At 70.4% G+C, this 23,502-nt stretch carries 23 protein-coding genes; 12 read left to right on the forward strand and 11 right to left on the reverse strand.

The window, feature by feature from the left end; genetic code table 11:
- Positions 1 to 217 precede the first annotated feature (217 nt).
- From DLJ59_RS23955 to DLJ59_RS23975, 5 genes are all read left to right on the forward strand, one after another.
- Positions 218 to 604: a YciI family protein gene (locus DLJ59_RS23955; protein ID WP_124774856.1), complete on the forward strand. Its 387-nt coding sequence runs from the start codon at positions 218 to 220 to the stop codon at positions 602 to 604.
- Positions 604 to 1,818, forward strand: a complete 1,215-nt coding sequence (locus tag DLJ59_RS23960) for an RNA polymerase sigma factor (RefSeq protein WP_124774857.1) — start codon at positions 604 to 606, stop codon at positions 1,816 to 1,818. Before DLJ59_RS23955 ends, DLJ59_RS23960 begins: the two co-directional genes overlap by 1 nt.
- Positions 1,819 to 2,073: 255 nt before the next feature.
- Positions 2,074 to 2,565: a sigma-70 family RNA polymerase sigma factor gene (locus tag DLJ59_RS23965; RefSeq protein ID WP_244236194.1), complete on the forward strand. Its 492-nt coding sequence runs from the start codon at positions 2,074 to 2,076 to the stop codon at positions 2,563 to 2,565.
- Between the two features lie 14 nt (positions 2,566 to 2,579).
- Positions 2,580 to 3,422, forward strand: a complete 843-nt coding sequence (locus tag DLJ59_RS23970; protein ID WP_124774858.1) for a hypothetical protein — start codon at positions 2,580 to 2,582, stop codon at positions 3,420 to 3,422.
- Between the two features lie 47 nt (positions 3,423 to 3,469).
- A complete protein-coding gene (locus DLJ59_RS23975) occupies positions 3,470 to 3,823 on the forward strand; it encodes a VOC family protein (protein ID WP_124774859.1) in 354 nt (117 codons plus the stop codon).
- Between the two features lie 149 nt (positions 3,824 to 3,972).
- Here the strand turns inward: DLJ59_RS23975 and DLJ59_RS23980 are convergent, their stop codons facing one another.
- From DLJ59_RS23980 to DLJ59_RS24000, 4 genes are all read right to left on the reverse strand, one after another.
- Positions 3,973 to 6,453, reverse strand: coding sequence for a M14 family zinc carboxypeptidase (locus DLJ59_RS23980; RefSeq protein ID WP_124774860.1), 2,481 nt, complete (start codon positions 6,451 to 6,453; stop codon positions 3,973 to 3,975).
- A 15-nt stretch (positions 6,454 to 6,468) separates the two neighbouring features.
- A complete protein-coding gene (locus tag DLJ59_RS23985; RefSeq protein ID WP_124774861.1) occupies positions 6,469 to 7,866 on the reverse strand; it encodes a glycoside hydrolase family 6 protein in 1,398 nt (465 codons plus the stop codon).
- A 232-nt stretch (positions 7,867 to 8,098) separates the two neighbouring features.
- Positions 8,099 to 8,236 carry a hypothetical protein gene (locus tag DLJ59_RS23990; protein WP_244236195.1) on the reverse strand — a complete coding sequence of 46 codons (138 nt, stop codon included), beginning with the start codon at positions 8,234 to 8,236 and terminating at the stop codon, positions 8,099 to 8,101.
- 201 nt (positions 8,237 to 8,437) lie between these two features.
- Positions 8,438 to 8,872, reverse strand: coding sequence for a glutaredoxin domain-containing protein (locus DLJ59_RS24000; RefSeq protein ID WP_124774862.1), 435 nt, complete (start codon positions 8,870 to 8,872; stop codon positions 8,438 to 8,440).
- A 261-nt stretch (positions 8,873 to 9,133) separates the two neighbouring features.
- Here DLJ59_RS24000 and DLJ59_RS24005 point away from each other — a divergent pair, with 261 nt between their 5' ends.
- From DLJ59_RS24005 to xynC, 4 genes are all read left to right on the forward strand, one after another.
- On the forward strand, positions 9,134 to 10,648 hold the full coding sequence (locus DLJ59_RS24005; protein ID WP_124774863.1) for a family 43 glycosylhydrolase: 1,515 nt from the start codon (positions 9,134 to 9,136) through the stop codon (positions 10,646 to 10,648).
- A gap of 93 nt (positions 10,649 to 10,741) precedes the next feature.
- Positions 10,742 to 12,388 carry an RICIN domain-containing protein gene (locus DLJ59_RS24010; RefSeq protein ID WP_124774864.1) on the forward strand — a complete coding sequence of 549 codons (1,647 nt, stop codon included), beginning with the start codon at positions 10,742 to 10,744 and terminating at the stop codon, positions 12,386 to 12,388.
- Between the two features lie 119 nt (positions 12,389 to 12,507).
- On the forward strand, positions 12,508 to 13,032 hold the full coding sequence (locus tag DLJ59_RS24015; RefSeq protein ID WP_124774865.1) for a hypothetical protein: 525 nt from the start codon (positions 12,508 to 12,510) through the stop codon (positions 13,030 to 13,032).
- A 190-nt stretch (positions 13,033 to 13,222) separates the two neighbouring features.
- Complete coding sequence (gene xynC, locus DLJ59_RS38335; protein ID WP_124774866.1) at positions 13,223 to 14,962, forward strand: glucuronoarabinoxylan endo-1,4-beta-xylanase XynC; 1,740 nt, start codon at positions 13,223 to 13,225, stop codon at positions 14,960 to 14,962.
- 64 nt (positions 14,963 to 15,026) lie between these two features.
- On the opposite strand, the gene DLJ59_RS24025 is transcribed toward xynC, so the two are convergent.
- The gene (locus DLJ59_RS24025) at positions 15,027 to 16,292 is read right to left on the reverse strand and encodes a prolyl oligopeptidase family serine peptidase (RefSeq protein WP_124774867.1); all 1,266 of its coding nucleotides are present in this window, start codon (positions 16,290 to 16,292) and stop codon (positions 15,027 to 15,029) included.
- Positions 16,293 to 16,439: 147 nt separating this feature from the next.
- On the opposite strand from DLJ59_RS24025, the gene DLJ59_RS24030 reads away from it, so the two are divergent.
- The 3 genes from DLJ59_RS24030 (at position 16,440) to DLJ59_RS24040 (ending at position 18,981) form a co-directional block, all read left to right on the forward strand.
- Positions 16,440 to 17,579, forward strand: a complete 1,140-nt coding sequence (locus tag DLJ59_RS24030) for a sensor histidine kinase (protein WP_124774868.1) — start codon at positions 16,440 to 16,442, stop codon at positions 17,577 to 17,579.
- Positions 17,576 to 18,238: a response regulator gene (locus tag DLJ59_RS24035; RefSeq protein WP_124774869.1), complete on the forward strand. Its 663-nt coding sequence runs from the start codon at positions 17,576 to 17,578 to the stop codon at positions 18,236 to 18,238. The genes DLJ59_RS24030 and DLJ59_RS24035 overlap by 4 nt, the downstream gene beginning before the upstream one ends.
- A 98-nt stretch (positions 18,239 to 18,336) precedes the next feature.
- Positions 18,337 to 18,981: a DUF2306 domain-containing protein gene (locus DLJ59_RS24040; protein WP_124774870.1), complete on the forward strand. Its 645-nt coding sequence runs from the start codon at positions 18,337 to 18,339 to the stop codon at positions 18,979 to 18,981.
- Here DLJ59_RS24040 and DLJ59_RS24045 read toward each other — a convergent pair.
- The 6 genes from DLJ59_RS24045 to pcaH form a co-directional block, all read right to left on the reverse strand.
- On the reverse strand, positions 18,968 to 19,795 hold the full coding sequence (locus tag DLJ59_RS24045) for an IclR family transcriptional regulator (protein WP_244236196.1): 828 nt from the start codon (positions 19,793 to 19,795) through the stop codon (positions 18,968 to 18,970). The two genes, DLJ59_RS24040 and DLJ59_RS24045, sit on opposite strands and share 14 nt — an antisense overlap.
- Complete coding sequence (gene pcaC, locus DLJ59_RS24050) at positions 19,792 to 20,172, reverse strand: 4-carboxymuconolactone decarboxylase (RefSeq protein WP_124774871.1); 381 nt, start codon at positions 20,170 to 20,172, stop codon at positions 19,792 to 19,794. The genes DLJ59_RS24045 and pcaC overlap by 4 nt, the downstream gene beginning before the upstream one ends.
- A complete protein-coding gene (gene pcaD / locus DLJ59_RS24055) occupies positions 20,169 to 20,948 on the reverse strand; it encodes a 3-oxoadipate enol-lactonase (RefSeq protein ID WP_124774872.1) in 780 nt (259 codons plus the stop codon). Before pcaD ends, pcaC begins: the two co-directional genes overlap by 4 nt.
- On the reverse strand, positions 20,945 to 22,285 hold the full coding sequence (gene pcaB / locus DLJ59_RS24060) for a 3-carboxy-cis,cis-muconate cycloisomerase (RefSeq protein ID WP_124774873.1): 1,341 nt from the start codon (positions 22,283 to 22,285) through the stop codon (positions 20,945 to 20,947). Before pcaB ends, pcaD begins: the two co-directional genes overlap by 4 nt.
- Entirely contained in the window at positions 22,260 to 22,832 is a 573-nt protein-coding gene (gene pcaG, locus DLJ59_RS24065) for a protocatechuate 3,4-dioxygenase subunit alpha (RefSeq protein WP_124774874.1), read from the reverse strand. The genes pcaB and pcaG overlap by 26 nt, the downstream gene beginning before the upstream one ends.
- Positions 22,825 to 23,502: protocatechuate 3,4-dioxygenase subunit beta (gene pcaH / locus DLJ59_RS24070; protein WP_124774875.1), on the reverse strand; the 678-nt coding region annotated here is incomplete at its 5' end. The genes pcaG and pcaH, both read right to left, overlap by 8 nt.

Below are 23,502 nucleotides of genomic sequence, written 5' to 3' on the forward strand. Positions count from 1 at the left end.
CGGCGCCCACCCTCAATCTATTGACGAATGCCGATTGAATCAAGCGTCGGCGTTCGGGGTTCCGCTCCGACGCCACCCGCCTGGCGTGCTCGCCGACGGGAGAGGTCCGGCGTCGACGGGGAAAGAATGCTCCGGGCCCGTGTCGATCCGCGGACCGTCCGTTCGACGTGGGGATGCTAGGGCCGGGAGACGGCCCCCGTCGGATGAGGAGAACGCGATGTCCAAGTACCTGTTGATCATGCGGGGCACCGATGAGACGAACGCGGCCATGCTGGCCGATCTCGACCAGATGATGGCCGCGACCCACCAGTTCATCGAGGACATGATGAAGGCCGACGTTCTCGTCGCCGCCGAAGGGCTGGACGATCCGCGCCAGGGCGTCGTGGTCGATTTCGGCGGCGAGACACCGGTGGTCACTGACGGCCCGTACGGCGAGACCCGGGAGTTGTTCGGGGGCTATTTCGTGCTCGATGTCGCCACGAAACAGGAGGCGGTCGAGTGGGCCAAGCGGGTCCCGGCGGTCCGCGGCTCCAAGATCGAGGTCCGGCGGGTGGCCGAGGCCGACGAGGTCCCGCTGGGCGGCGAGAGCAACGGCCAGATCTGATGGGTACAGCCGACGTCGAGGCCGTCTGGCGGATGGAGTCGGCCCGGATCGTCGCCGCGCTGACCCGCTTCACCGGTGACTTCGGTCTGGCCGAGGATGCCGCCCAGGAGGCGGTGGCCGAGGCCCTGGTGTCCTGGCCGGGTGCCGCTCCGACCAATCCGGCCGGGTGGCTGATGGCCACGGCCCGGCGGCGGGCGATCGACGCGATCCGCCGCCGGGCCGCCCTCCAGGAGCGATATGCCCTGCTGGCCGCCGACCCCGTGATCGACCAGGAGATCGACAGTGACCGGATCGACGATGACGTGCTGGCGCTGATGTTCGTCAGCTGCCACCCGGTGCTCCCCCGCGAGGCGCGGGTGGCGCTGACTCTGCGGGTGGTGGGCGGCCTGTCCAGCGAGGAGATCGCCCGCGCGTTCCTGGTGCCCGTGCCGACCGTGCAGGCACGCATCACCCGGGGCAAGAAGGCGATCGCGGCGGCCGGAGTGCCGTTCGAGTTGCCACCGGCCGACGAGCGCCGGGAGCGGCTGGGCGGCGTGCTCAGCGTCCTCTATGTGATCTTCACGGAGGGGTCGACGGCCACGTCGGGCGACCGACTGTTGCGCCCCGACGTCGCGTACGAGGCGATCCGGCTGGTGCGCACGCTGGCCGCGCTACAGCCGGACGAGCCGGAGGTGCACGGCCTGCTCGCGTTGTGTGAGCTGACGGCCGCGCGCTTCCCGGCCCGGACCGAGCCGGACGGCACGCCGATCCTCCTCGAGGACCAGGACCGTCGGTTGTGGGACCTCTCGGCGATCCGTCGTGGGCTGGCCGCGCTGGCCAAGGCATCGCAGCACGGTCTCGGCCCGTACAGCCTGCAGGCCGCGATCGCGGCCACTCACGCGTCGGCGCCCTCGGTCGAGGCGACCGACTGGGCCCGGATCGTCCGGCTCTACGAGGCGCTCGGCCGGGTCGCGCCCTCGCCGGTCGTCGAGCTCAACCGGGCCGTCGCCGTCGCCATGGCCTCGGGCCCGGCACCAGCCCTGGCAGTCGTGGACGAGCTGATCGCCTCGAACCGACTCCCCGGCTCGCACCTCGTGCCGACCGTACGCGGTGAGCTGCTGACCCGCCTCGGCCGGCTTCCGGAGGCGCGCGCCGAGCTGGAGCTGGCCGCCCGGCTCTGCGCCAATCAGCGCGAACGCTCAGTGCTGCTCGGCAAGGCGGCCGCGCTGAGCTGACTGCTCCAGCACCGCCGGCCGAATCCGAACCCCGAACGCCCGTCCATGGTCGCAACCTCGCCGACCGGGAACGCCTGGTGATGCAGATCCTGTCCGGTGTCCGCACCGGCTGACACCTCAACGACCACGTCCAGGTTCTCGGCGCAATGGAAGCCGAGCGGCGTGCAACCCCCGGGCGGGAGGGCCGCGTCGTACGGCCGTGAGAGTCAGCGCAGAGAACAGACCCGTGCTGGTCGCCGGAAGGGACAGATCCCGGTGAGGCGGGCCGACGAGACCGACTTCCACGACTTTGTCGCGGGCCGAATGGATCGCTGGCGACGCAGCGCGTTCCTGCTCTGCCAGGACTGGCACACCGCCGACGACGTCGTGTCGGTGACCGTGGCGAAGCTCTACCGGAACTGGCGCACTGCGGGTCGGGCGGACAACCGTGACGCGTACGCCCAGCGGGTCCTGACCCGCGCCTGGCTCGACGAGCGGCGCCGGCCCTGGAAGCGGCGCGAACAGGCGAGCGCGGCGCTGCCGGACGTGGCCGCGACGGATCCGGAGACAGTCACCGACCGCGAAGGACTCGCCGTGTTGCTGCGTTCCCTCGGCCCTAAGCAGCGGGCGGTGCTCGTGCTCCGCTACTACCTGGACTGCTCTGTCGCGGAGACCGCGCAGATCCTCGGCATCTCCACCGGCACCGTCAAGAGTCAATCGGCACGCGGGTTGGCGAACCTGCGCGCCGTCGTCACCGGCCAGTCCTGAGGAAGAGGCAGCAGATGGGTCACCAGTTGTTCGACGAGTTGATCGGGACGCCACCGCCGCCCCGGGTGGACGTGGCGGGCATCGTCCGGCGTGAGCGGCGCGCGAGCCGCGCCCGGCTGGTCGGCGGCCCGCTGGCCGCTGTCCTGGCGGTGGCGGTCGGCGTCGGTGTCGCCGTACACGAACAGGAGCCCGACCGGCCGCTGGCCGCGCCCTCCCCCACGGCCGCCGACGCCGGGTTCCGGCTGGTCTTCGACACCGACGAGAGCGCCGAGGCCAGCGCGAAGCGCCTCGGCGCGGAGTTCGACGCCGCGCTGCGTGCGGTGGCGCCCGGGTCGACGTGGTTCTGGATCCCCGACCACGTGGGCGAGGACCGCCAGCCGGACGGGCGACCGCCCGTGTTCACCCACAGCGGCCGGGACGACATGGTCGGTGGCGGATCCGGTCTGTCGTATCAGGGCCGGAAGGGTCCGTTGGGAGTGTCGATCTCCCCCGACGTCCTCGAACCGGCACCGACCGGCCAGCCGGTCGCTCCCTCGGCACCCGAGGGGCCCGCAGGGTTCCACTGGCCGTGCGAGCTGCCGGAGGGCGCGGGAGACAACCGCTACCACCGCGTCTGTCTGGCCGGGACGACCCCCGGCGGCCTCCGGATGAAGACCGAGACGCTGACCGGGAAGCGGACCGCAAGCGTGCAGCACATCGTCTCGATCCAACTGCCCGGCAACCGGGCGCTCAGCGCGAGCGTCAGCAACCTGGTGGGGGTCGACGAGCAGGCCGTCGCCGCACAGCCGGAGCCGCCGCTCAGCGCCGATCAGCTCAAGGCCGTCGCGGTACGGGTCGCCGAGCGGATCAGGGCCTGACGGTCGGCATAATCAGGGGGCATCGATCCCCTGAGCTGGAGGTCCCCATGCGCGTCATCCGCATTCTGCCCAACCTTCCGGTGGCTGACGTCAGCGCCGCGAAGGGCTTCTACACCGACTTTCTCGGCTTGAGCACTGAGGCGTTCAACCTGGGTTGGGTGGCCCGGTACACCTCCTCCGACCCCGACGTGGCTGTGCAGCTCGTCTCCGGCGACGCGACCGCGCCCGAGGACTCGGTCATCAGCGTGCAGGTGGATGACGTGGACGGTGCCTGTGCCGAGGCACAGCGGCTCGGCTACGAGATCGTGCACCCGCTGACCACCGAGCCGTGGGGCGTGCGCAGGTTCTTCGTCCGCGCTCCGGACGGCAACATCATCAACGTGGCGGCGCACCGCGCCTGAGGCGACCCGGCCCAGGTGCGAGGGATTGACCCGCCCAGACGCCCGTTGTGGGCAGGCCGACGCGGCTGACCGCCGCGCCCTGTTCGTGCAGAAGTTGCCCCGTCGGCGCGGGTGGTCCGCACCGACGGGGCAACTGTCGTCGCAGAGCGTTACCGCTTGGCGATCCTGATCGTCGCGCTGCGGTAGTTGTTGCGCCTGTCGTTCTTCGTCGGGTCGTAGTTCTTCTCGATGTTGCCAGCGCTGTCGACCGAGAACCAACGGAACGTCGTCGTCTCGGTCACGTGGAATACCTGCCCCGGCTCACGGAACTCTGTCGCCGCGTAGCGGGGCGACTCGAGCGTGGGCCGGCTGCCGTCGGTCGTGTAGTAGATGGTGGCCGGCTCGCTGGTCTCGAAGTGCACGTCGACAGGCCCGGAGTAGCGTCCCGCGCCCGGCACCAACTGGGACGTCGGGTTCTTCTTGTCCCTGCCCCAGTCCGCAGCGACCCGGAACATCTCCATGATTCCGTTGGCGTACTCCATCGTCTCGGCGTGGCCGCTGACGAGCTCGGGGTTGCCGTCCCACGCCGGTTGGAACGAACCGCCCTGCCAGTCGCCGGTGGCCGGGTTGTAGACGGAGCCGCCGACCTCCCAGCCGAACGCGTAGATCCCGTAGGTGTGGTACAGGTCCTCGCGTACGTTGCCCGCCGAGGAGTAGAGGACGTCGGACGAGCCGCCGACGTTCTCCGGCGTGACGACGGTTTCCCGGTGCGCCTTGACCTGCGACAGGATCCTGGCGGCGGACTGCCAGTAGAACGCCTCGTCACCCAGCGGCGGGCGCGGCGTGGTGATCCGGCCGTCCGCGATGTAGGCGCCGGGCTGCCAGAAGAGCTGGCCGCCGTTGGAGTGCACCGACATCATGAACTTGATGTTCTTGTACTTCTCGACCAGCCAGATGATGTTCTTCGACTCGGGCTCGGACAGCTCCTCCGGCCCCTGGTAGGTGCCACTGACGCAGTTGGTCGACCCTCCCGCGTAGCCGTCGTGGCCCGACCCGACCCGGTAGTTACGGTTCAGGTCGACGCCCCAGGAGTTCCGCTGCGCCGGATCGGCGCTCACGTCCGGGCAGTGGTTCGTCATGTTCTTACGCTGCGAGGCGAAGTTGTAGAAGCTGTAGTTCGCCCCGTCGGGGTTGTTGGACAGGATGAAGAAGACATCGGTGTTCTCGACAATCTTCTTCGTCTCCCGGTCGGACCGGTAGTTGTGCACCAGACGTTCGGCCGACTCCAGGCTGGTCGTCGCCGGCACCCACTCGCGGGCGTGGTCCTGCGCCTGGATGAGGACGCCGGGCTTCCTACCGTCACGGTGCTTGCCGATCCGCAGGACCGGGATCGTCGCGGGGCCGCGCGGCACCTCGCCCTCCGGTGCTCCGACGCGCTTCTGGTCGAGGAAGTCGGTCAGCGCGACCGGGCCGGCCGTCGGAGCGACGATGCCGGTGCCCTCGTTGGTGCGGTACGGGTGCGCCCGGTCGATGAGCCCCGCTGAGCGGGTCCGCAGCGCCTCGGCCACCTCTGCGGCCGTGCTCGTCGGCGCACCCGAGGCGTCCGTGGCGAGCAGGACACGGACCGCCTTGCCGGTGACCTCCACCGACAGCGGGAGATTCACCTCCGGCCGGTCCACGAAGTCCACAGTGATGTCGTTGCCGCCCTGGTGACCCCACGCCGCTGAGGTGACGACGACAGCCGCCTGCCCCGTACCGCCGATCTGGGCCTGCGCCTTGCGTTGGTACCCGTTCGTCTGGTTCGGCAGGTAGACGATCTCGGCGATGTCCGGGTACTGACGGGCGATCTCCTTGGCACGGCTGTAGAGCTGCTGCGGGTGCCGGTAGCCGTCCACGAAGTCCGATTTGTAGGACGGGTTCGCCGTCAGCGGCGGCGGGGCGTCCTCGAGCCAGTTGGAGACGGCGCCGGTCGCGACGCCACCGGTGGAACTCGTCAGCTTGATCTTGTTGGGGCGTACGTCGAGTTTGAAGAGGTTCCGGTGGAACATGTACTGCCCCGAGTCGACGAACCGGCTCATCGTCCGGGCGAAGCCGAACGGCGTGCCCTTCCCAGAGTCGTTCTCCAGCTGCATCCCGACGATCGGGTCCGCCTGCTGCCCCTCGGTGGTCCGCGCCTCGACGTAGAGGAAGCCCTGACCCTTTGTGGTGAACCAGTCGGCGCGGACGACGCGTACCGTCGCGTCGTGGTTCGCCGGCTGGGCCGCCCGCGCGCTGGCCGCATCGATGCCAAGGCCACCGTCGGCCTCGTTGCTCCAGGAAAAGCCCGCGTCGTCGCCGAGCAGCTCGACGCCCATCGCCGTGAGTTCGGTGACCTGCTCGGCGGTCACCACCGCTTCGCCCTCGATGCCGTTCGGCACGCGCCGGAGGCCGTGTTCGAGGTCGAAGCCGGCCGCGGCCACCTTGTCCAGCATGTCGGCACCGGTCAGCCTGATGTGCACGAGGCGTACCGACTCACGATCCTCAGGCTGGGATCGGCTGGTGGCGGCTGACGATCCTGTGGGATCCGCGCCCGCAGGGCCGGTCGTCACGAGGATGCTGCCCACCAGGGTGGACAGCGCGAGTAGCGCGATGCGCCGTTGTGATCGCCGCATTCCCCCTCCTTCTGCCTACGACGGGTGATTGCCGGCGGACCGGTCCGGTGAGCCTATGTGCGTTCGCGGCTTCAGCGGCTGACGTCGATCGAATTTGAGCATTCCTTGAGGCGACAGTCGCCAGCCCCGCACCGCCCGCGGGTACGGCGAAGAGATCCTGCCGCGAGGCGGCAGGTAGTTCGGGTCGCACAACGGCTCGTACGGTTGGCCGACGTTCGGGCTGCCGCTGGCGCCATCGGACTCGCCGGGCGGCTTGACCCAGACGTAGGCGTCGATGCCTGGTTCCGGCTCGGCGACTGGACGCTGGCCGAGGCCGGCGCCCCTCTGGTTGCACCAGTTCCCGATCGCTGCCCGCCGGTCGATCCGGCTGCCGTCGACGTAACGGTTCACATCGCTCGAGGGCGCCGGGCCGGTGGGTCGGCTCGGGCCGCCCCAGCCGTTGCGTGAGGTGTCGACGACCACGCCCGCGCTCGGGGAGAAGCCCGCCTCGGTCAACAGACCCCGCAGGTGTCGCACGTAGGGCACCTCGTCGATGAACGGGTTCCAGTCGACCCACTTGGACTGGTACACCGGTTGGCCGTTGATGACATCGTCGGAGCGGAAGTACTCCTCGTGCAGGACGGAGTAGTTGGCGGTGTTGGCGACGAAACCATGAACGTCGGCCAGCGTGCTGCCGGCGGTGGTCGCGGCCTGCGACAGCAGCGCCGTCAGCGGACCGGAGTCCTCCGGCCAGCCGACTTCGGCGTGGTGACTGATGTCGAGATACGAGTAGACATTGGGTACGGTGCCGAGCCGGGCCAGGGCGTACCCGATCCCGTGCTGGTAGGTGCCGCGCGCCAGCGCCTCCTCACAGGCCGCTGTGGCCGCGTACCGGTTGCCGGTGTTGACGACAAGGTCCGGCAGCGAGTTCGGCTCGACGAAGACGACGATCCGCAGGTCGGCGTAGTCGGGAGTGGCGAGGATCTCGACGATCCGATCGACGAACTCCGCCCGGTACCGGGCGAGGTCCCCGATTGACAGCTCACCCTGCGGGGCCTGCCGGCCGCAGTCGCGGCCCGGCAGGTTGTACAGGGTCAACTGGACGAGGTCGGCGTGCTGTGAAACGGCGGCGTCCAGGTGCTCGCGCAGGCCCATCCTCCCGTCGTCTCCCTCGATCCTGGCGATGCGGTCCAGCCAGACCGCTGTCGGCTGTCCGGCGACCGCGTCGCCGCCGGGCTCCGCGGTGGCGTGATCGACCCACTCGGGATTGACGTAGACCTGGGCTCCGACATAGGGATTGGCCGCCCGGTGCGGCGGATCGGCGGCGTTGGCCGGACCGGCGGCGGCGAGCACCCCCACGACGAGGACGGAAACGGCGGCGGCGAGGACCGGCCGCACCCGGACGGGTACGTGTTCCCGGCGTGACATGGTCATGGTGGTAGCCCTCTCAAAACCTGACCCGGCACCGCCCCGCGGCTACCGGCCCGGCCGGTCGCTCCGACCGCGTCGCAGCGCGGCCACAGCCCTGCCAAGTATCCATGTCCTTCTATCTATAACAGCATTATGCAGTACGGGCTTCGGACCGGGGGCCCTACGCGGGCGCGATGGCCGCCATTGCTGTATCTGTGGCCGACCACCGATGCGGCGGCAGACGCCGCGCGCGTGGTCAGAACGTGGCGATCGGGCTGACCGGGCTGCCGGACGTGCCGGCGAAGCGGACCGGTGCGATCGCCAGCTGAAAGTCCCACTGGTCAAACTCGACGGCCGTCGTCGCGCACGCCTCCAGGTACGTGGGCTGCGGCATTCCCGCCACCGTCGCCCTCGCCGCGGCCACCCCGGTCGGCGCCGAGGTGTGGTCTGGGGCGATGCAAGGGCCGGGTCCGCCCCGGGTTCGAGGCCGACCTGTTGATCGTGGACGGCGATCCGACGAGTGACATCGCGGTGCTGCGCCGCAAGCTCGCTGTGCACCTCGCCGGTGACCTCGTGAGGTGAGGGTGTCGCCGGGTCAGGACGAGCGGAGCTGCTCGCGGAACCAGGCCCGGTCGGGGTTCACCACAGCCCGGTCGCCGAGCACGACGGTCGGCACTGTCTCGTTGCCGCCGGCTACCGCCCGGACGGCGGCAGCAGCGGCCGGGTCACGCCAGATGTCCACCCAGTGCGCCCGCCGGGCGAGCCGGCCGAGCGAGAACCGCAGCTGGAGACAGTAGCGACAGCCGGGACGCCAGTACACGATCGGTCGGCCGTCCACCGCGCTGGCCCGCTGCGCTTCGGCGGCGCTCACCGGGCGGGGAAAGGCCCACGGTGACAGCAGCAGCGCGAACACCAGGAAGACCAGCAACTCGACGCCGCCGACGACGGGCAGACCGGCGGTCAGTTGCGCCGCCGCCACCAGCACGCCGCACACCACCATCAGGATCGCCAGCATCCACCGTCGCAGCACGCCGAGGACACTACCCCCAGGTACGCGGATGGCCGGTGCCGCCGCCAGGCGGGCCGCCACCATGCCTTGACATGTATCGATGTTAACGCCAACATAAGTCCGCCACCTGCACGCAACGCCAGCGTCACATTCCCAGCCTTTTCGGGGCTTCTCCCCCAGGCGTTCCCGACACCGCTGCGTGACGTCGACCGAATCGGCCACGGCCGCACGGAACGGTTGTCCGTGCTGGTCAACGGCCGTTCCCGAGCTCGCGGAGGACAGATGCCGCTGCCACTCGCTCCTACCGACCCGCCCACCCGCCGCGCCGCCCGCCGGGGGCCCGCCGGCCGCGGCGGCCGCCGGCGTCTGCGGTCGGTGCTGGCCGCGGTGTTGGTGGTGCTCGCCGTGTCGGCCGGCCTGCCCGTGGCCGGGCCGGCGCACGCCGCACCGGCCGTCAACTACACGAACCCGTTGGCGAACCAGCGCGCCGACCCGCACATCTTCCGGCACACCGACGGCTACTACTACATGACCGCGACGGTCCCGCAGTACGACCGGATCGTGCTGCGCCGGGCGACCACCCTGCAGGGGTTGGCGACGGCGACGGAGACCACGATCTGGAGCCGCCACACCAGCGGAGAAATGGGCGCCCACATCTGGGCGCCAGAAATCCACTTCATCAACAACCGGTGGTACGTCTACTTCGCCGCGGGCCGCACCGATGACGTGTGGCGGATCCGGATGTACGTGCTGGAGAACGCCAACGCCAACCCGTTGACCGGTTCCTGGACCGAACGCGGCCGGATCACCACACCCTGGGACACCTTCAGCCTGGACGCCTCGACCTTCGTCGCCAACGGGGTGCGCTACCTGACCTGGGCACAACAGGAGCCGGCGATCGGAAACAACTCCAACGTCTACCTCGCCCGGATGGGTGCCAACCCATGGCAGATCACCGGCACCGTGACTCGGCTCGTCGTGCCGACGTACGACTGGGAGACCCGCGGCTACCGGGTTGCCGAGGGGCCGGCGGTGATCCAACGCAACGGCCGGATCTTCCTGACCTACTCGGCCAGCGCCACGGACGCCAACTACTGCCTCGGGATGCTGAGCGCCTCCGCCAACGCGAACCTGCTCGACGCCGCCTCCTGGAGCAAGAGCCCCAGCCCGGTGTTCGCCAGCAACGCGGCCACCAGCCAGTACGGCCCCGGCCACAACTCGTTCACGGTCTCGGAGGACGGGCAGAGCGACATCCTCGTCTACCACGACCGGAACTACCGCGACATCTCCGGCGATCCGCTCAACGACCCGAACCGACGCACCCGCCTGCAGAAGGTGTACTGGAACGCCGACGGCACCCCCAACTTCGGCATCCCGGTGCCCGACGGGGCCACACCGGTGCGGTTGCGGTCACATGATCAGGCCAGCAGCTACATCCGGCACTACGACTACCGGGCCCGGATCGAGCCGAACGTGACCAACCTGGCCGACTCCCAGTTCCGCATCGTCACCGGCCTCGCCGGCGGCGGATCGGTGTCGCTGGAGTCGACCAACTTCCCCGGGTACTACCTGCGCCACCGGGGCTTCGCCCTGTACGTCGAGAAGAACGACGGCTCGGCCCTCTTCGGCGGCGACGCGAGCTTCCGTCGCCAGTCCGGCCTCGCCGACAGCTCCGGGATTTCCCTGGAGTCGCAGAACTACCCGGGCCGCCACGTGCGCCACCGCAGCGGACTGCTCTACGTGGAGGCGGTCAGTTCGAGCGCCGACCGCGCCTCGGCCACCTTCCACCTGGAGTAGTCGGCCACCGGTCGAGGTGCCCGCGGTCGTCGACCCCCATCCAGGTTCGCCCGGAGCCAATCCAGCCCGGAGCCAGTCCAGCCAGGAGGAGCGATGCCCTTCACCATCACGAGAAAACCGTCGGTCCGTCGCGGCCGGCGTACGGGCCTGGTGCTCGCACTGATCACCACGCTGGTCGGCGCGGCCGGTGCCGTGCTGGTCGGCGCACCGCCGGCAGCGGCGGCGAACATCGACACCAACGCCTACTACGTGCTGGTCAATCGACACAGCGGCAAGGTCCTCGACGTCCGGGACACCTCGACGGCGGACGGCGCGGTGATCCAGCAGTGGTCCCGTAACGACGGGGCGTGGCAACAGTTCCAGTTCGTCTCCTCCGGCGGCGGCTACTACCGCCTCAAGGCTCGACACAGCGGCAAGGTCGTCGACCTCTGGGAGTGGAACACCGCCGACGGCGCTGACTTCCGTCAGTGGTCCGATCTCAACGGCGCCAACCAGCAGTTTCAGGTCCTCGACTCCGACGGCGGTTACGTCCGGCTGATCAACCGCCACTCGGCGAAGGTGCTGGAGGTCTGGGAGCGGTCCACCGCCGACGGCGGCCGGATCAGTCAGTACGCCGACCTCAACGGCACGAACCAGCAGTGGCAGCTGGTCGCGGTGGGCGGTGGCAGCACACCGCCGACCACCGGCTGTGGCAGCGGGTCGACAAACGCCGAGGCCGTACTGAGCGGGAGCACCTGGACGGCCCGCAACGGCTCGTCGACTGTCTACTCGGGTTCGGACATGCTGTCGGCGATGCAGGCGGCGGTCAACTCGCTCTCGGCGGGTCGTACGTCGAAGCAGCGGGTGGTGGTGCGTGGTTCCGGCTCGATGAGCGCCGGCTCGCGGTTGTCGCTGCCGTCGTACACGACCCTGGCCGTGTGCGGCACGATCAACGTGACCGGGTCGGGCTCGGGCGACCAGGCGCCGGTGTACTCGCGGGGAACCACGGACGTCGAGGTGCAGAACCTCACGCTGACCGGTTCACCGTTGTACGGGATCTTCATGCGCAACGTGAACAACCTGACCCTCGGGCAGATCGACATGCGACTCTCGGCCGGCCTGGGAATCCGCATCGACAACCACGGTGGAGACCGAGCGGTCAAGGTGCGCAACATCCGCATCGACAACGTGTACGTGTCGGGGACCGGTACCCACGGGGTGGAGACGTACGGCGTGGACGGTCTGACGATCGGCACGGTCACGGCGCGGAACACCCGGGACTCCGGCCTGCTGCTCAACGACACGATCAACGCCACGGTGGGCACTGTCGACGCGCAGGGCGCCGGGACGGGCACCGGATACGCGGCGTTCCGGATGGCCAACCGCAACGGCCGGGTGGGTAACTCGTACCCGACCAACATCCGGGTCGGAAACGTGATCGCGTCCGGCGGCGGTCGGGGGATCTTCTGCGTCTCCGAGTCCGGTGGCGCGGTCATCGACCGGGTGACGATCTCGAACACGGGGAACAACTCGATCCTGGTGGAGAACTGCTACAACGTCATCATCGCCGGGGTGTCCGGGACGGTGACGGGCGGTGGCGAGGTGCGGATCGCGGCACGCAGCGAGTTCCCGATCTCCTCCGGCATCCGGTTCCAGAACCTCACGGTCAGCGGCACCAACATCACCCAGAGCCCCTGCGGTGGGGCGAACAACACGATCAGCAACGTCACGAGGGTCAACTCGACCCTGACATGGTGTTGACCCGGTGAAGAGCGGCCGCCCGGTTGGGGCGGCCGCTCTTCACCGGATCGTGGTTGGCGCTTCGGTCCTGGCCGGTCGTGGGGTTTCGTCGGCTGTCGCTTGCGGGTAGCGGATGGTCCATGAACCGCAATCTCGTCAAGGCTCTCCGGGTCGCGTGGGAGCTGCCGGAGTTCCGCTCCGGGGTGCGACACGTCGTCGATCTCGACGAGATCGCGGGGCTGCTGACCACACTGTCCGTCCCGGACCATGACCACGAGGTGGAGCGCAGCCTGCTGAGCCTGCTGCGGTCCGCCCTGGACACTGTCGAAATTCGGGAAGCCGTGTTGCTGCTGCTGGAGCGGGACGAGGTGCGCAGGCCGCTCGTCGCGGCGGCGGTGGAGCCGCTGGCGGACCGACCGGGTCAGGCTGCCGCCATCGCTTCGGCGGCGGAGGATCCCGCCGTGCGGCGTGAGGTGCGGGCGGTGCTGGCCAGCGCCAAGGTGCGCGAGCTGATCTGGCAGGCGATCGAGAACCAGCTGAGCGACAACCGGCTCGGCCTGATCCGCCGGGCGGCGGTGCTGTTCGTGTGGCACCCGCGCGTCCGGCGTCTCGCGTGGGCGGTTCGCCGGCACGGCGTGTTGCGGGAACTACGCCGCAAGCGGTGATCCGTGCCGACCGGTTCCATCGGGGCGACACGCCTTAGCGCCTCTGTTAGCGTTAACAGTCACGGCGATCAATCAGGGCCGGAACGGTCGTCGAGACCACTGGCAACCCCGTGACAGCGCAGCAGACCGGTGCCGACCGGGCCGACGGGACCGCGAGTGCGCGTACCACCACCACCCAGGAGGACAAGACATGACGCAAGATCAGAATGAGCAGGTGACCGGCGAACGGAAAGTGCTGACCCGGCGAACCGTTTTGACGACGATGGGAGCCGTACCGGTCGCAGCGGTAGCGACGGTCGTGGGGGCCACCGAAGCCGTTGCCGCACCGGCCAGCATCAACCCGTCGGCAACGCGGCAGACGATCCGAGGCTTCGGTGCCATGGCCCACGCCGCGTGGATCGGCGACCTGACGGCCGCCCAGCGGGACACGGCATTCGGCACCGGTGAGGGCCGGCTGGGGTTCTCCCTGCTGCGGATCCCCGTCAACGAGAACCAGGCGGACTGGAGCCGCGATCTGGCGACGGCACAGCGCGCTGTTGCCCTCGGAGCCACCGTCTTCGCATCGCCGTGGAACCCGCCGGCCAGCATGATCGAGACCTTCACCCGCGGCAACCAGACCAACGCGAGGCGGCTCCGATACAGCTCGTACGGCGCCTACGCCACGCACCTGAACGACTTCACCGCCCACATGCGCAACAACGGGGTGAACCTGTACGGCATATCGGTGCAGAACGAGCCGGACTACGCGGCCGAGTGGACGTGGTGGACGTCCACGGAAATGCTCCGGTTCCTGCGGGAGAACGCCGGCTCGATCAGCACCAGGGTCATCGCACCGGAGTCCTTCCAGTACGTGAAGTCCGTGTCGGACCCGATCCTCAACGACTCCGCGGCACTCGCCAACGTGGACGTCATCGGCGCCCACCTCTACGGCACGTCGTACGCGAACTTCCCCTACCCACTCTTCAAGCAGAAGGGCGCGGGCAAGGAACTCTGGATGACGGAGGTCTACTACCCCAACAGCAACACCAATTCGGGTGACGCCTGGCCCGAGGCGCTCGACGTGGGGGAACACGTCCACCGCGCCATGGTGGACGCGGAGTTCCAGGCGTACGTCTGGTGGTATCTCCGGCGCAGTTACGGTCCCATGCGGGAGGACGGCCAGATCAGCAAGCGCGGTGCCATGATGGCGCACTTCGCCAGGTTCGTCCGCCCCGGGTACGTACGGATCGACGCGACGGCGAACCCCGCGTCGAACGTCTACGTCTCGGCGTACCGAGGTGGCGACACCGTCGTCATCGTCGCCATCAACAAGAACACCTCGTCGGTGAGCCAGCAGTTCACCCTGTCCAACGCCACAGCGTCCGGCAGTGTCTCGAACTGGCTGACCGACGGGAGCAGGACCGTCGCGCCCCAGGGCGCGCTCAGCATGTCGAACGGTTCGCTCACCGTCACGCTGCCCGCCCGAAGCGTGATGACCTTCGTGACCAGCGTGAGCGCCACCACCCCCGGGGACACCTACAAGTTGGTGAACGTCGACACCGGCCTGGTGCTTGGCGTGCAGAACATGTCCACAGCCGATGGCGGCCTGGCGGTGGTGTGGGGTGACAGCGGCACCGCCGACCACAACTGGGTCCGGATCACCGACGGCAGCGCGTTCCGATTCCGCAACGTCAACAGCGGCAAGGTCCTCGGCGTCGAGAACATGTCGACCGCCGACAACGCCCGCGTCCTGCAGTGGAGCGACAACGGCACCGCCGACCACCGTTGGACTCTGGTGGCCAACAGCGACGGTTCCTACCGGATCCGTAACGTCAACAGCGGCAAGGTGCTGGCCATCCTCAACGGGTCCAGCACCTGGGGAGCCCAGGCCGTCCAGTACGCCGACAACGGCAGCACCCGGAACAACTGGCGCCTGACCCGGGTCAGCTGACAGTCACCGGCTCCGGGTCGACCTCCACGGCCGACCCGGAGCCGAACTTCCGCCTCGGCGCGGATCACCGACTACGGCGGGCCATCCACTGCCAGATGTGGGTGCCGTTGAGACTCGGGTCGTTGCGGGCCACGTAGATCCAGGACCAGTGACCGGGGAACTGGTAGCCGTCCCAGACGACGTGGTCGTACAGGCTGATCAGTGATCCCGGGATGAGGTCGTGGGCGTGGATCGTGTTGGTCTCGGGTGGCACTGTGTCGTCGTCGCGCGAGGTGACCAACCAGGTCGGGGTCCGAATCTCCGCCAACTCCGCGTCGGTGATCAGCGGCGGGCCCTCCCCGCTGAGCGGCTCGACGACACCGCAGATCGGCACCGAGGCGGCGAACAGGTCGGGGTAGGCGACGGTCATCTCCAGGGACATGTAGCCGCCGTTGCTGCAACCGACCACGTAGATCCGGTCCGGGTCGACCCGCTTGCGGCGCACCAGATCCTGGACGATCTCGCGGATCAGCGGGGCGAACCGGGGGCCGTCCTCGATCCAGTAGGAGGTGCTCTGCGGAGCGACGACGTACGCGCCGGAGAAGATCCGCTGTGCCTGCGGGGTGGCGAAGCCGAGCGCTCCCCGGTTGGCGCGCAGTGTGGTCTCGTTGTCGTAGTAGTCGTCGGGCAGCGAGGCGCCCTCGCCGCCGCCGTGCAGCCAGACGATCAGCGGCCGTCGACCGTGCGGGGGCGAGTGGTCGGGAGAGTACAGCCGGTACTTCAGACCGGAGCGCGAGGCGTGGTAACTGAAGGCGTCCACCTCGGGGTTCGACAGTCGGCCCTGCACGAAGCGGTTGATGGTGACCGGCGAGCCGTGGCGCCGGACGATCGGGGTGTTCTGCGTGATGGTGTAGACGAGGTCCAACTGGACGTTGCGGCCCCTGCTCAGGATGTAGCCGAGGGTGCCCCCGCCGGGTTGGCCCTCGGCGTGGCTGAGCTCCAGCACGATGTTCCCGTGCCGGTCGAGCCGGGCTTCGGTCACCGTGCGGTCCAGGTCGTACTCGCTGAAGATCTGATCCCCGGGAGCGATCGGGATCGGGCTGGTGGCCTTGGCGTGCACGCTGAACGTGCCGGGGGTCAGCCCGGCCGGATCGATCGGCCCGAGCCGGCTGGTGTCGAGGGTGACCGAGGTGACCTGCTCGCCGCCGTCGAGGGTTCTCGCGTCGAGGGTGAAGCTCACGCCGGTGGGATGGTGGCCACCGGCGTGGGCGGCGGAGCCGGGCAGGGCGAGGCCGATGGCGGCACCGGCCCCACCGGCCAGCACGGTACGACGAGTGACAGACGTGGACATGCGGCCCCCGCACCTAGCGATGTAGACGTTCGTCGATGGCGTCTCAACGTAACGCGGTGGAGATCCGCTGGCAACCGGGGCCGGCCGCGCGCCCGGTCGTACTTTGGGACGATCTGGAGTCGCACCACCGTTCGTACGATGAGTCCCATGCACCCTCGCCTGCACGCGGTGTTGGCCGAACCGCGGGTCTCCCCCACCCCGACCCGGGCGTGGCGCGACTGGGCGGTGATCGCAGTCCTCGCGCCGGCGATGGTGGTGGAAGGGATCCTCCGCCCCGACCTGCCGTGGCGGGTGGGCTGCGTCGTCGTCGCGCTCGCGCTGCTGCCCACCATCCGGTGGCGGCGGACGAGGCCGCTCGCGATGGTGGTGATCGCGTTCGGCTGCACGACGGTCGCCCCGTTCGTGCTGCCCGGTGATCCCTGTCAACTGTTCACGGCGAGCTTCCTGGTTCTCCTGGTCTACGCGCTGTTCCGCTGGGGCTCCGGCCAGGATGCGGTGCTCGGTTCGTTCTTCGTGGTGGCCAAGGTGACCGCCGCCGGTGCGGTGGGCTCGATCGACGGTGGCGAACTGGTCGCCGGCTTCGCGGTGATGTTCGCCGCCGCCACGCTGGGTGCCGCGGTCCGCTTCCGCGCCGCCGCCCGGCTGCGCGAGCTCGACCAGGTGAAGCTGTTGGAGCGGGAACGGCTCGCCCGTGACCTGCACGACACGGTGGCCCACCACGTGTCGGCGATGGCGATCCGCGCCCAGGCCGGCATCGCCGCGTCGGCGAGCCAGCCGGGCGCCGCCGTCGAGGCGCTGCACACCATCGAGGCCGAGGCGTCCCGTGCGCTTGCCGAGATGCGCGCGATGGTCCGCGTCCTGCGCCGCGGCCAACCCGCCGACCTGGGGCCCAACCCGCAGGTCGCCGACATCGGGCGGCTCGCCGGCCGGTTCCGCACCGGGCCGAGCGTCGACGTGGACCTGCGCGGCGACCTCGGGGACCTTGCGCCCACTGTCGGTTCCGCGCTCTACCGGCTGGCCCAGGAGTCGGTCACCAACGCCCGTCGCCACGCCCGCCACGCCACCCGCATCGAGGTCAGCGTCGCGGCCGACGACACCTCGGTGCGGCTGCGGGTCAGCGACGACGGCGAGGGCGGCGCCTCCCGCCCGACCGGCTCGCCCGGTTTCGGCCTGGTGGGCATGAGGGAGCGCGCCGACCTGCTCGGCGGCACCTGCGAGGCCGGCCCCAACCCCGACCGTGGGTGGACCGTCACGGCCGTGCTTCCGCGCCAGGGGATCGGCGCGTGACGGTTCGCGTGCTGGTGGCGGACGACCAGGAGATCGTCCGCACCGGCCTCACCATCATCCTGAACACGCAGCCCGGCATCGAGGTGGTAGGTGGCGCCGGCGACGGTCGGCAGGCTGTCGAGCTCGCCCGGCGGCTGCGCCCCGACGTGTGCCTGTTCGACATCCGGATGCCGATCATGGACGGTATCGAGGCCACCCGGGCACTCGCCGGGCCGACGGTCCCGGAGCCGCTCGCGGTGGTCGTCATCACGACCTTCGACCTCGACGAGTACGTGTACGCGGCGCTGCGGGCCGGCGCCCGCGGCTTCCTGCTCAAGGAGGCCGGCCCTGACCTGCTCAGCCAGGCCGTGCACGCCGCAGCCAACGGGGACGCGCTGATCGCGCCGAGCGTCACCACCCGGCTGCTGAAGGCGTTCGCCGACGCGGACCCGGCCGCCCCGCGCCAGCAGCCCATCGAGGCGCTCACCGGCCGGGAGGAACAGGTCCTGGCAGCCGTCGCGCGGGGACGCACCAACCAGGAGATCGCCGACGAGCTGTACATCACGTTGAGCACTGTCAAGTCGCACGTCACCAGCCTGATGACCAAGCTGGGGGTGCGTAACCGGGTCGAGGTGGCGATGTGGGCGTACGAGACCAACCGCAGCCGGCGGCACAGGTGACCGACGGAAGTACGACGGCGGCGTCCGACCATGGGCCGGCCGGATCGCGGCCCATGTGCCGATGAGCCAAGGCGGGTGCGGCATCCACCATCGGTGGCATGACGATGCGCGAATGGCGGCTACCGGCCGCGTTGATCCTGCTGGGCCTGATCCCGATGCTCGCCGGAGCGGGACGGCTCACCGAGTTGGGCACCGGGCCGGAGGTCACCCCGGCGAACGCTCGCTTCGTCGCCGATCCGCTGCCGGTGGTGCTGCACATCGTCGGCGCGGTGGTCTACACGATCCTCGGCGCGTTGCAGTTCGTACCCCGTCTGCGCCGTCACGGCTGGCACCGCCGTGCCGGTCGGGTGCTCGTCCCCTGTGGCCTGACTGTCGCGTTCACCGGTCTGTGGATGGCCGTCGCGTACGACCTTCCGGCCCACGACAACGACGTCCTCGCCGGCATGCGGCTCGTCTTCGGCTCGGCCATGGCCGGCTCGATCCTGCTCGGCCTCGCCGCCGTGCGACGCCGCGACATCGCCCAGCACCGAAGGTGGATGGTGCGCGGTTACGCGATCGGCCTCGGCGCCGGCACCCAGGCGTTCACCCACGCGCCGTACCTCATCGCGGTCGGCGAACAGCCCGACGGGAACGTCCGGGCCGCGCTGGTGGTCGCCGGCTGGTTGATCAACCTGGCCGTGGCCGAGTGGTACCTGCGGCGTCCGGCCCGGGTCGCCACCGCGCCGGCCCTTAAGCCGAGCTGAGCCCGAGCCCGTCGGCCGTCGGTGACCGGCTCAGACCGCCCCGGATGTCCTCCTCGATCCGCTTCGCGGCGGCCAGCAGCGGCGGGAGCAGCTCCCGGCGGATCATCTCGAACGACCCCCGGGTGGCGTGCGCGGAGACGTTCACCGCCGCGATCACCGACCCGTTCTCGCCGTGGATCGGCGCGGCCACGGAGCGCAGCCCCTCCTCCAACTCCTGGTCGACGATCGCGTACCCCTGGGCGGCGATCTTCGTCAGAACGGCGCGTAGCTTGGCCGGGTCGGTGACGGTGCGCCTGGTCAGTGGTCGCAACTGCGCCGTGGCGAGGTAGTCGTCCAACCAGTCCACCGGTTGTGCGGCGAGCAGCACCCGGCCCATGGAGGTGGCGTACGCGGGGAACCGGGTGCCGACGCTGATCCCCACCGTCATGATCCGTTTGGTGGGCACCCGGGCGACGTAGACCACCTGGTCGCCGTCGAGCACCGACACCGAGCAGGACTCGTGCACCCGCGCGACCAGCGCCTCCATGTGCCGTTGCGCGACCTCGGGCAGGCTGAGGCTGGACAGGTACGCGTAGCCGAGTTCGAGGATCCGTGCCCGCAGCGAGAAGAGCCGGCCGTCGGTGTGCACGTAGCCCAACTCGACAAGGGTGAGCAGGAACCGGCGCGCCGCGGCCCGGGTCAGCCCGGTCCGTCTGGCCACCTCGCTGAGCGTGAGCTGCGGATGTTCGCCGTCGAACGCCCGGATCACCGCGAGGCCGCGCTCCAGCGACTGAACGAACTCCGGCGACCTCGTCGCCTCCTCGCTCACGCTCACCCGGCCTCCTGCCGCAGGATCTCCCGGGCCACCTTGAACGCCCGGTTCGCCGCCGGTACACCAGCGTAGACGCCGACCTGGAGCAGGACCTCCGCCACCTCCTGCGGGCTCAGCCCGTTGCGCAGCGCGGCCCGGACATGCATCGCCAACTCCTCGTCGTGGTGCAGGGTGGCGAGCACGGCGAGGGTGATGCAACTACGGGTACGTCGATCGAGGCCGGGCCGGCTCCACACCTCACCCCAGGCGTAGCGGGTGATGAAGTCCTGAAAGTCGGCGGTGAACTCGTCAGTGCCGGCGACCGCGCGGTCCACGTGCGCGTCACCCAGCACCTGTCGACGTACCGTCATGCCCGCCTCGTGCCGCTCGCGGTCGTTCATCTGTCACCACGTCCCTCGTGGAAGTGTTCCAACAGGAGTCGGCAGACCTGCTCGGGTTGCTCGACGTTGGCCAGGTGCGCCGCCGCGTCGACCACTGCCAGCCGGGCCTGTGGAATGCGCCCGACGATCTCGCGGGCGTGCGCCACCGGGGTGGCCAGGTCGTCCGCTCCGGCGATGACCAGCGTCGGCGCCGTGACCCGGCCGAGGTCGGGTCGGAGGTCCATCGCGGCTATCGCCTCGCAGCAGGCGGCGTAGCCGGTCGGCGACGTCGCGGTCAGCAGGGCGCGGTGGGTGGCGACCACCTCCGGCCGTGCGGCGGCGAAGGCCGGGGTGAACCAGCGGGCCACCACCGCGCCGGCGATCGTCGGCAGCCCGTCGGCGCGTACCGTCGCGGCTCGTTCCCGCCACTGCTCGGGTGGGCCGAGCGACGCCGACGTGCAGAGCAGGGCCAGCCGCCGCACCCGGTCGGGCGCGTACGTGGCGAGCCACATGCCCACCATGCCGCCGAGGGACAGCCCCGCGTAGTGGACCCACGGCACGTCGAGGTCGTCCAGCGTCCGCAGCAGCTCCCGGCCCAGCAGGTCCAGCGTGTACGGCCCGGGTGGCACCGCCGAGCGGCCGTGGCCGAGGTGGTCGTACCGGATGACCCGGAACCGTTGGGCGAGCGCCGGGACCTGGGGTTCCCACATCGCGGCGGCGGTGCCGAGGGAGCTGCCGAGCAGCAGTACCGGCCCGGCGGCCGGGCCGTCGACGGTGAGATGCAACCGGGTGATCATCCACTCGCTCCCCGGACGGCGGCCAGGGCACTGTCGACGAACCGGTCGGCCGAACCGAGCCAGCGGTGCGGGTCGAGCGCCTCGGCCAGCTCCGTTTCGGACAGGTGGGCGCGGACCTCGGGGTCGGTGAGCAGCGCGGCGCGGAACGACGGTTCGGCGGCGGCGCGGGTCACCAGGTCGTGCGCGACTCGGCGGCCGACGGCGGGCGTCAGCCGCGCGGCGACGGCCTCGGCGAGCAGGAGGCCACCGGTCGCGTCGAGGTTCTCCCGCATCCGCTCTGGACGAACCTGTAGCCCGGCCAGCATCCGGGCGCACCGGGCGGCGGCGCCACCGGCCACGTGCAGCAGGTCGAGCAGCGGCTCCCACTCGGCGTGCCAGGCACCGGCGGCCCGCTCGTGCTCCTGCACCGCCGCGGCGAACAGGGTGGCGACGAGACCGGGACCGCGTCGCGTCGCGGCGGTGACGAGGATCGAGTCCACCGGGTTGCGCTTGTGCGGCATGGCCGAGGAGCCGCCTCGTCCGACACCGCCCTCGGCGACCTCGCCGATCTCGTTCTGGGCGAGCAGGCCGACGTCGAGGGCGACCTTGCCGGCGGCCACGAGGAGCCCACCGAGGGCGGCTGCCAGGTCGAGCCAGGGCTGACGACGGGTGTGCCAGGGCAGCGGACTCGGCGCGAGGCGCAGGTGCGCCGCGAACCGCTCGGCGACCTCGGCACCGACCGGCCCGAACGCGGCCAGGGTGCCGACCGCGCCACCGAGTTGCGCGGGCTGCGCGGCGCGGACCTGATGCAGTCGGTCCCGGGCCTCGGCCAGACCGGTCAACCAGCCGGCCGCCTTGAGCCCGAACGTGGTGGGCGCCGCCTGCTGCCCGAGAGTCCGGGCGACCATCACGGTGTCCCGGTGGGCGTCGGCCAGCTGGGCGACGGCGTCCACGGCGGCGTCGAGGTGAGCCAGCAGCGGCCCGAGCGCCCGCACCGCCACCAGGGCCAGCGCGCTGTCCAGCACATCCTGGCTGGTCGCGCCGAGATGCACCCAGGCTCGGGCCTGCTCCGGCACTGCGGCGGTCAGCTCGCCGAGGAGCGGGACGACCGGGTTGCCCGTGGCGTCGGCCGCCCGGCCGAGGGCCCCCGGGTCGTACCGCTCGGCGCGGCACTGCTCGGCGATCGCCTCGGCCGCCGACGCGGGCAGGATGCCGGTGTCCGCCGCGGCCCGCGCGAGCGCGGCCTCCACGTCGAGCATCGCCTGGAGCACTGCCGGGTCGCTGAGTTCCGCGTCGACGTCCGGGGCGCCGGAGAGGCCGCCGAGCAGGCCGTCAGACGGCGAAGAAGACGGTCTCATGGTCTCCCTGCAGGTGGATGTCGAACCGGAACCCGTCCGCGGCGGGTCTCGCCAGCAGGGTGCCACGGCGCTCGGCGTCGACGCTGCGCAGCACGGGGTCGGCGGCGTTCGCCGCCGGCTCGTCGGGAAAGTAGAGCCGGGTGACGAGGCGGTGCAACAGCCCTCGCCCGAAGACGGACAGCGCCAGGTGAGGGGCTTCGGTACCACCCTCTGGGTCGGGCAGCGAGCCCGGCTTGACGGTCAACAACCGGTACCAGCCCTGCCCGTCGGTCTCGCTCCGCCCGAATCCGCGAAAGCCCGCGAGCGCGGGCGACCGGGCCCCCCGGGGGTCGTCCGGGTGGTCGAACCGGCCGTCCGGGTCGGCCTGCCAGCTCTCCACCATCGCGTCCACCACCGGCGTCCCGGTGCCGTCGACGACCCGACCCCTGATCCAGAACGCGCCCGGCGTGCCCTCGGGTACGACGTAGGGGCCGTCGGGCCAGCGCAGGCCGATGTGCAGGTACGGCCCGACGGTCTGCGCGGGCATGACGCCCAACTGCTCACTCATCGTCGTCCCCGTCCTCGAAGGGGGTGCTCTCCCGGCCACGCAGCACGATGTCGAACTCGTACGCCAGCGCCCACTCCGGTGCCGTGGTGGCGTGGTCGTACCGGGCGATCATCCGTTCCCGTGCCTTCGGGTCGCGGACCGAGTTGAAGATCGGGTCCTGGAAGAAGAGCGGGTCGCCCGGGAAGTACATCTGTGTCACCAGCCGCTGGGTGAACGCGCGGCCGAAGAGGGAGAAGTGGATGTGCGCCGGCCGCCAGGCGTTGTCGTGGTTACGCCAGGGGTAGGCGCCGGGCTGCACGGTGATGAACCGGTACCGCCCCAGGTCGTCGGTGAGCGCCCGACCCACCCCCTCGAAGTGGGGGTCGAGCGGTGCCGGCCAGGTGTCGCGTGCGTCGCGGTACCGGCCGGCGGCGTTGGCCTGCCAGATCTCGACCAGCGTGCGGGGAACCGGTCGGCCGTCACCGTCGCGGACCCGCCCGTGCACGATGATCCGCTGTCCCTGCGGCTCACCGTCGTGCTGGCGGGTCAGGTCGTGGTCGAGCGCGCCGACGCGCCCCTCCCCCAGCAACGGCCCGGTGACCTCGGTCAGCCGCTGCGGCAGGTGGGTCAGTGGATGTCTCGGCGCCCGCGCCACTGTCGACTTGTAGCCGGGGCTGAGCAGGGGTGGGTG

The sequence above is a fragment of the Micromonospora inaquosa genome, from assembly GCF_003857055.1.
Lineage (GTDB): Bacteria > Actinomycetota > Actinomycetes > Mycobacteriales > Micromonosporaceae > Micromonospora > Micromonospora inaquosa.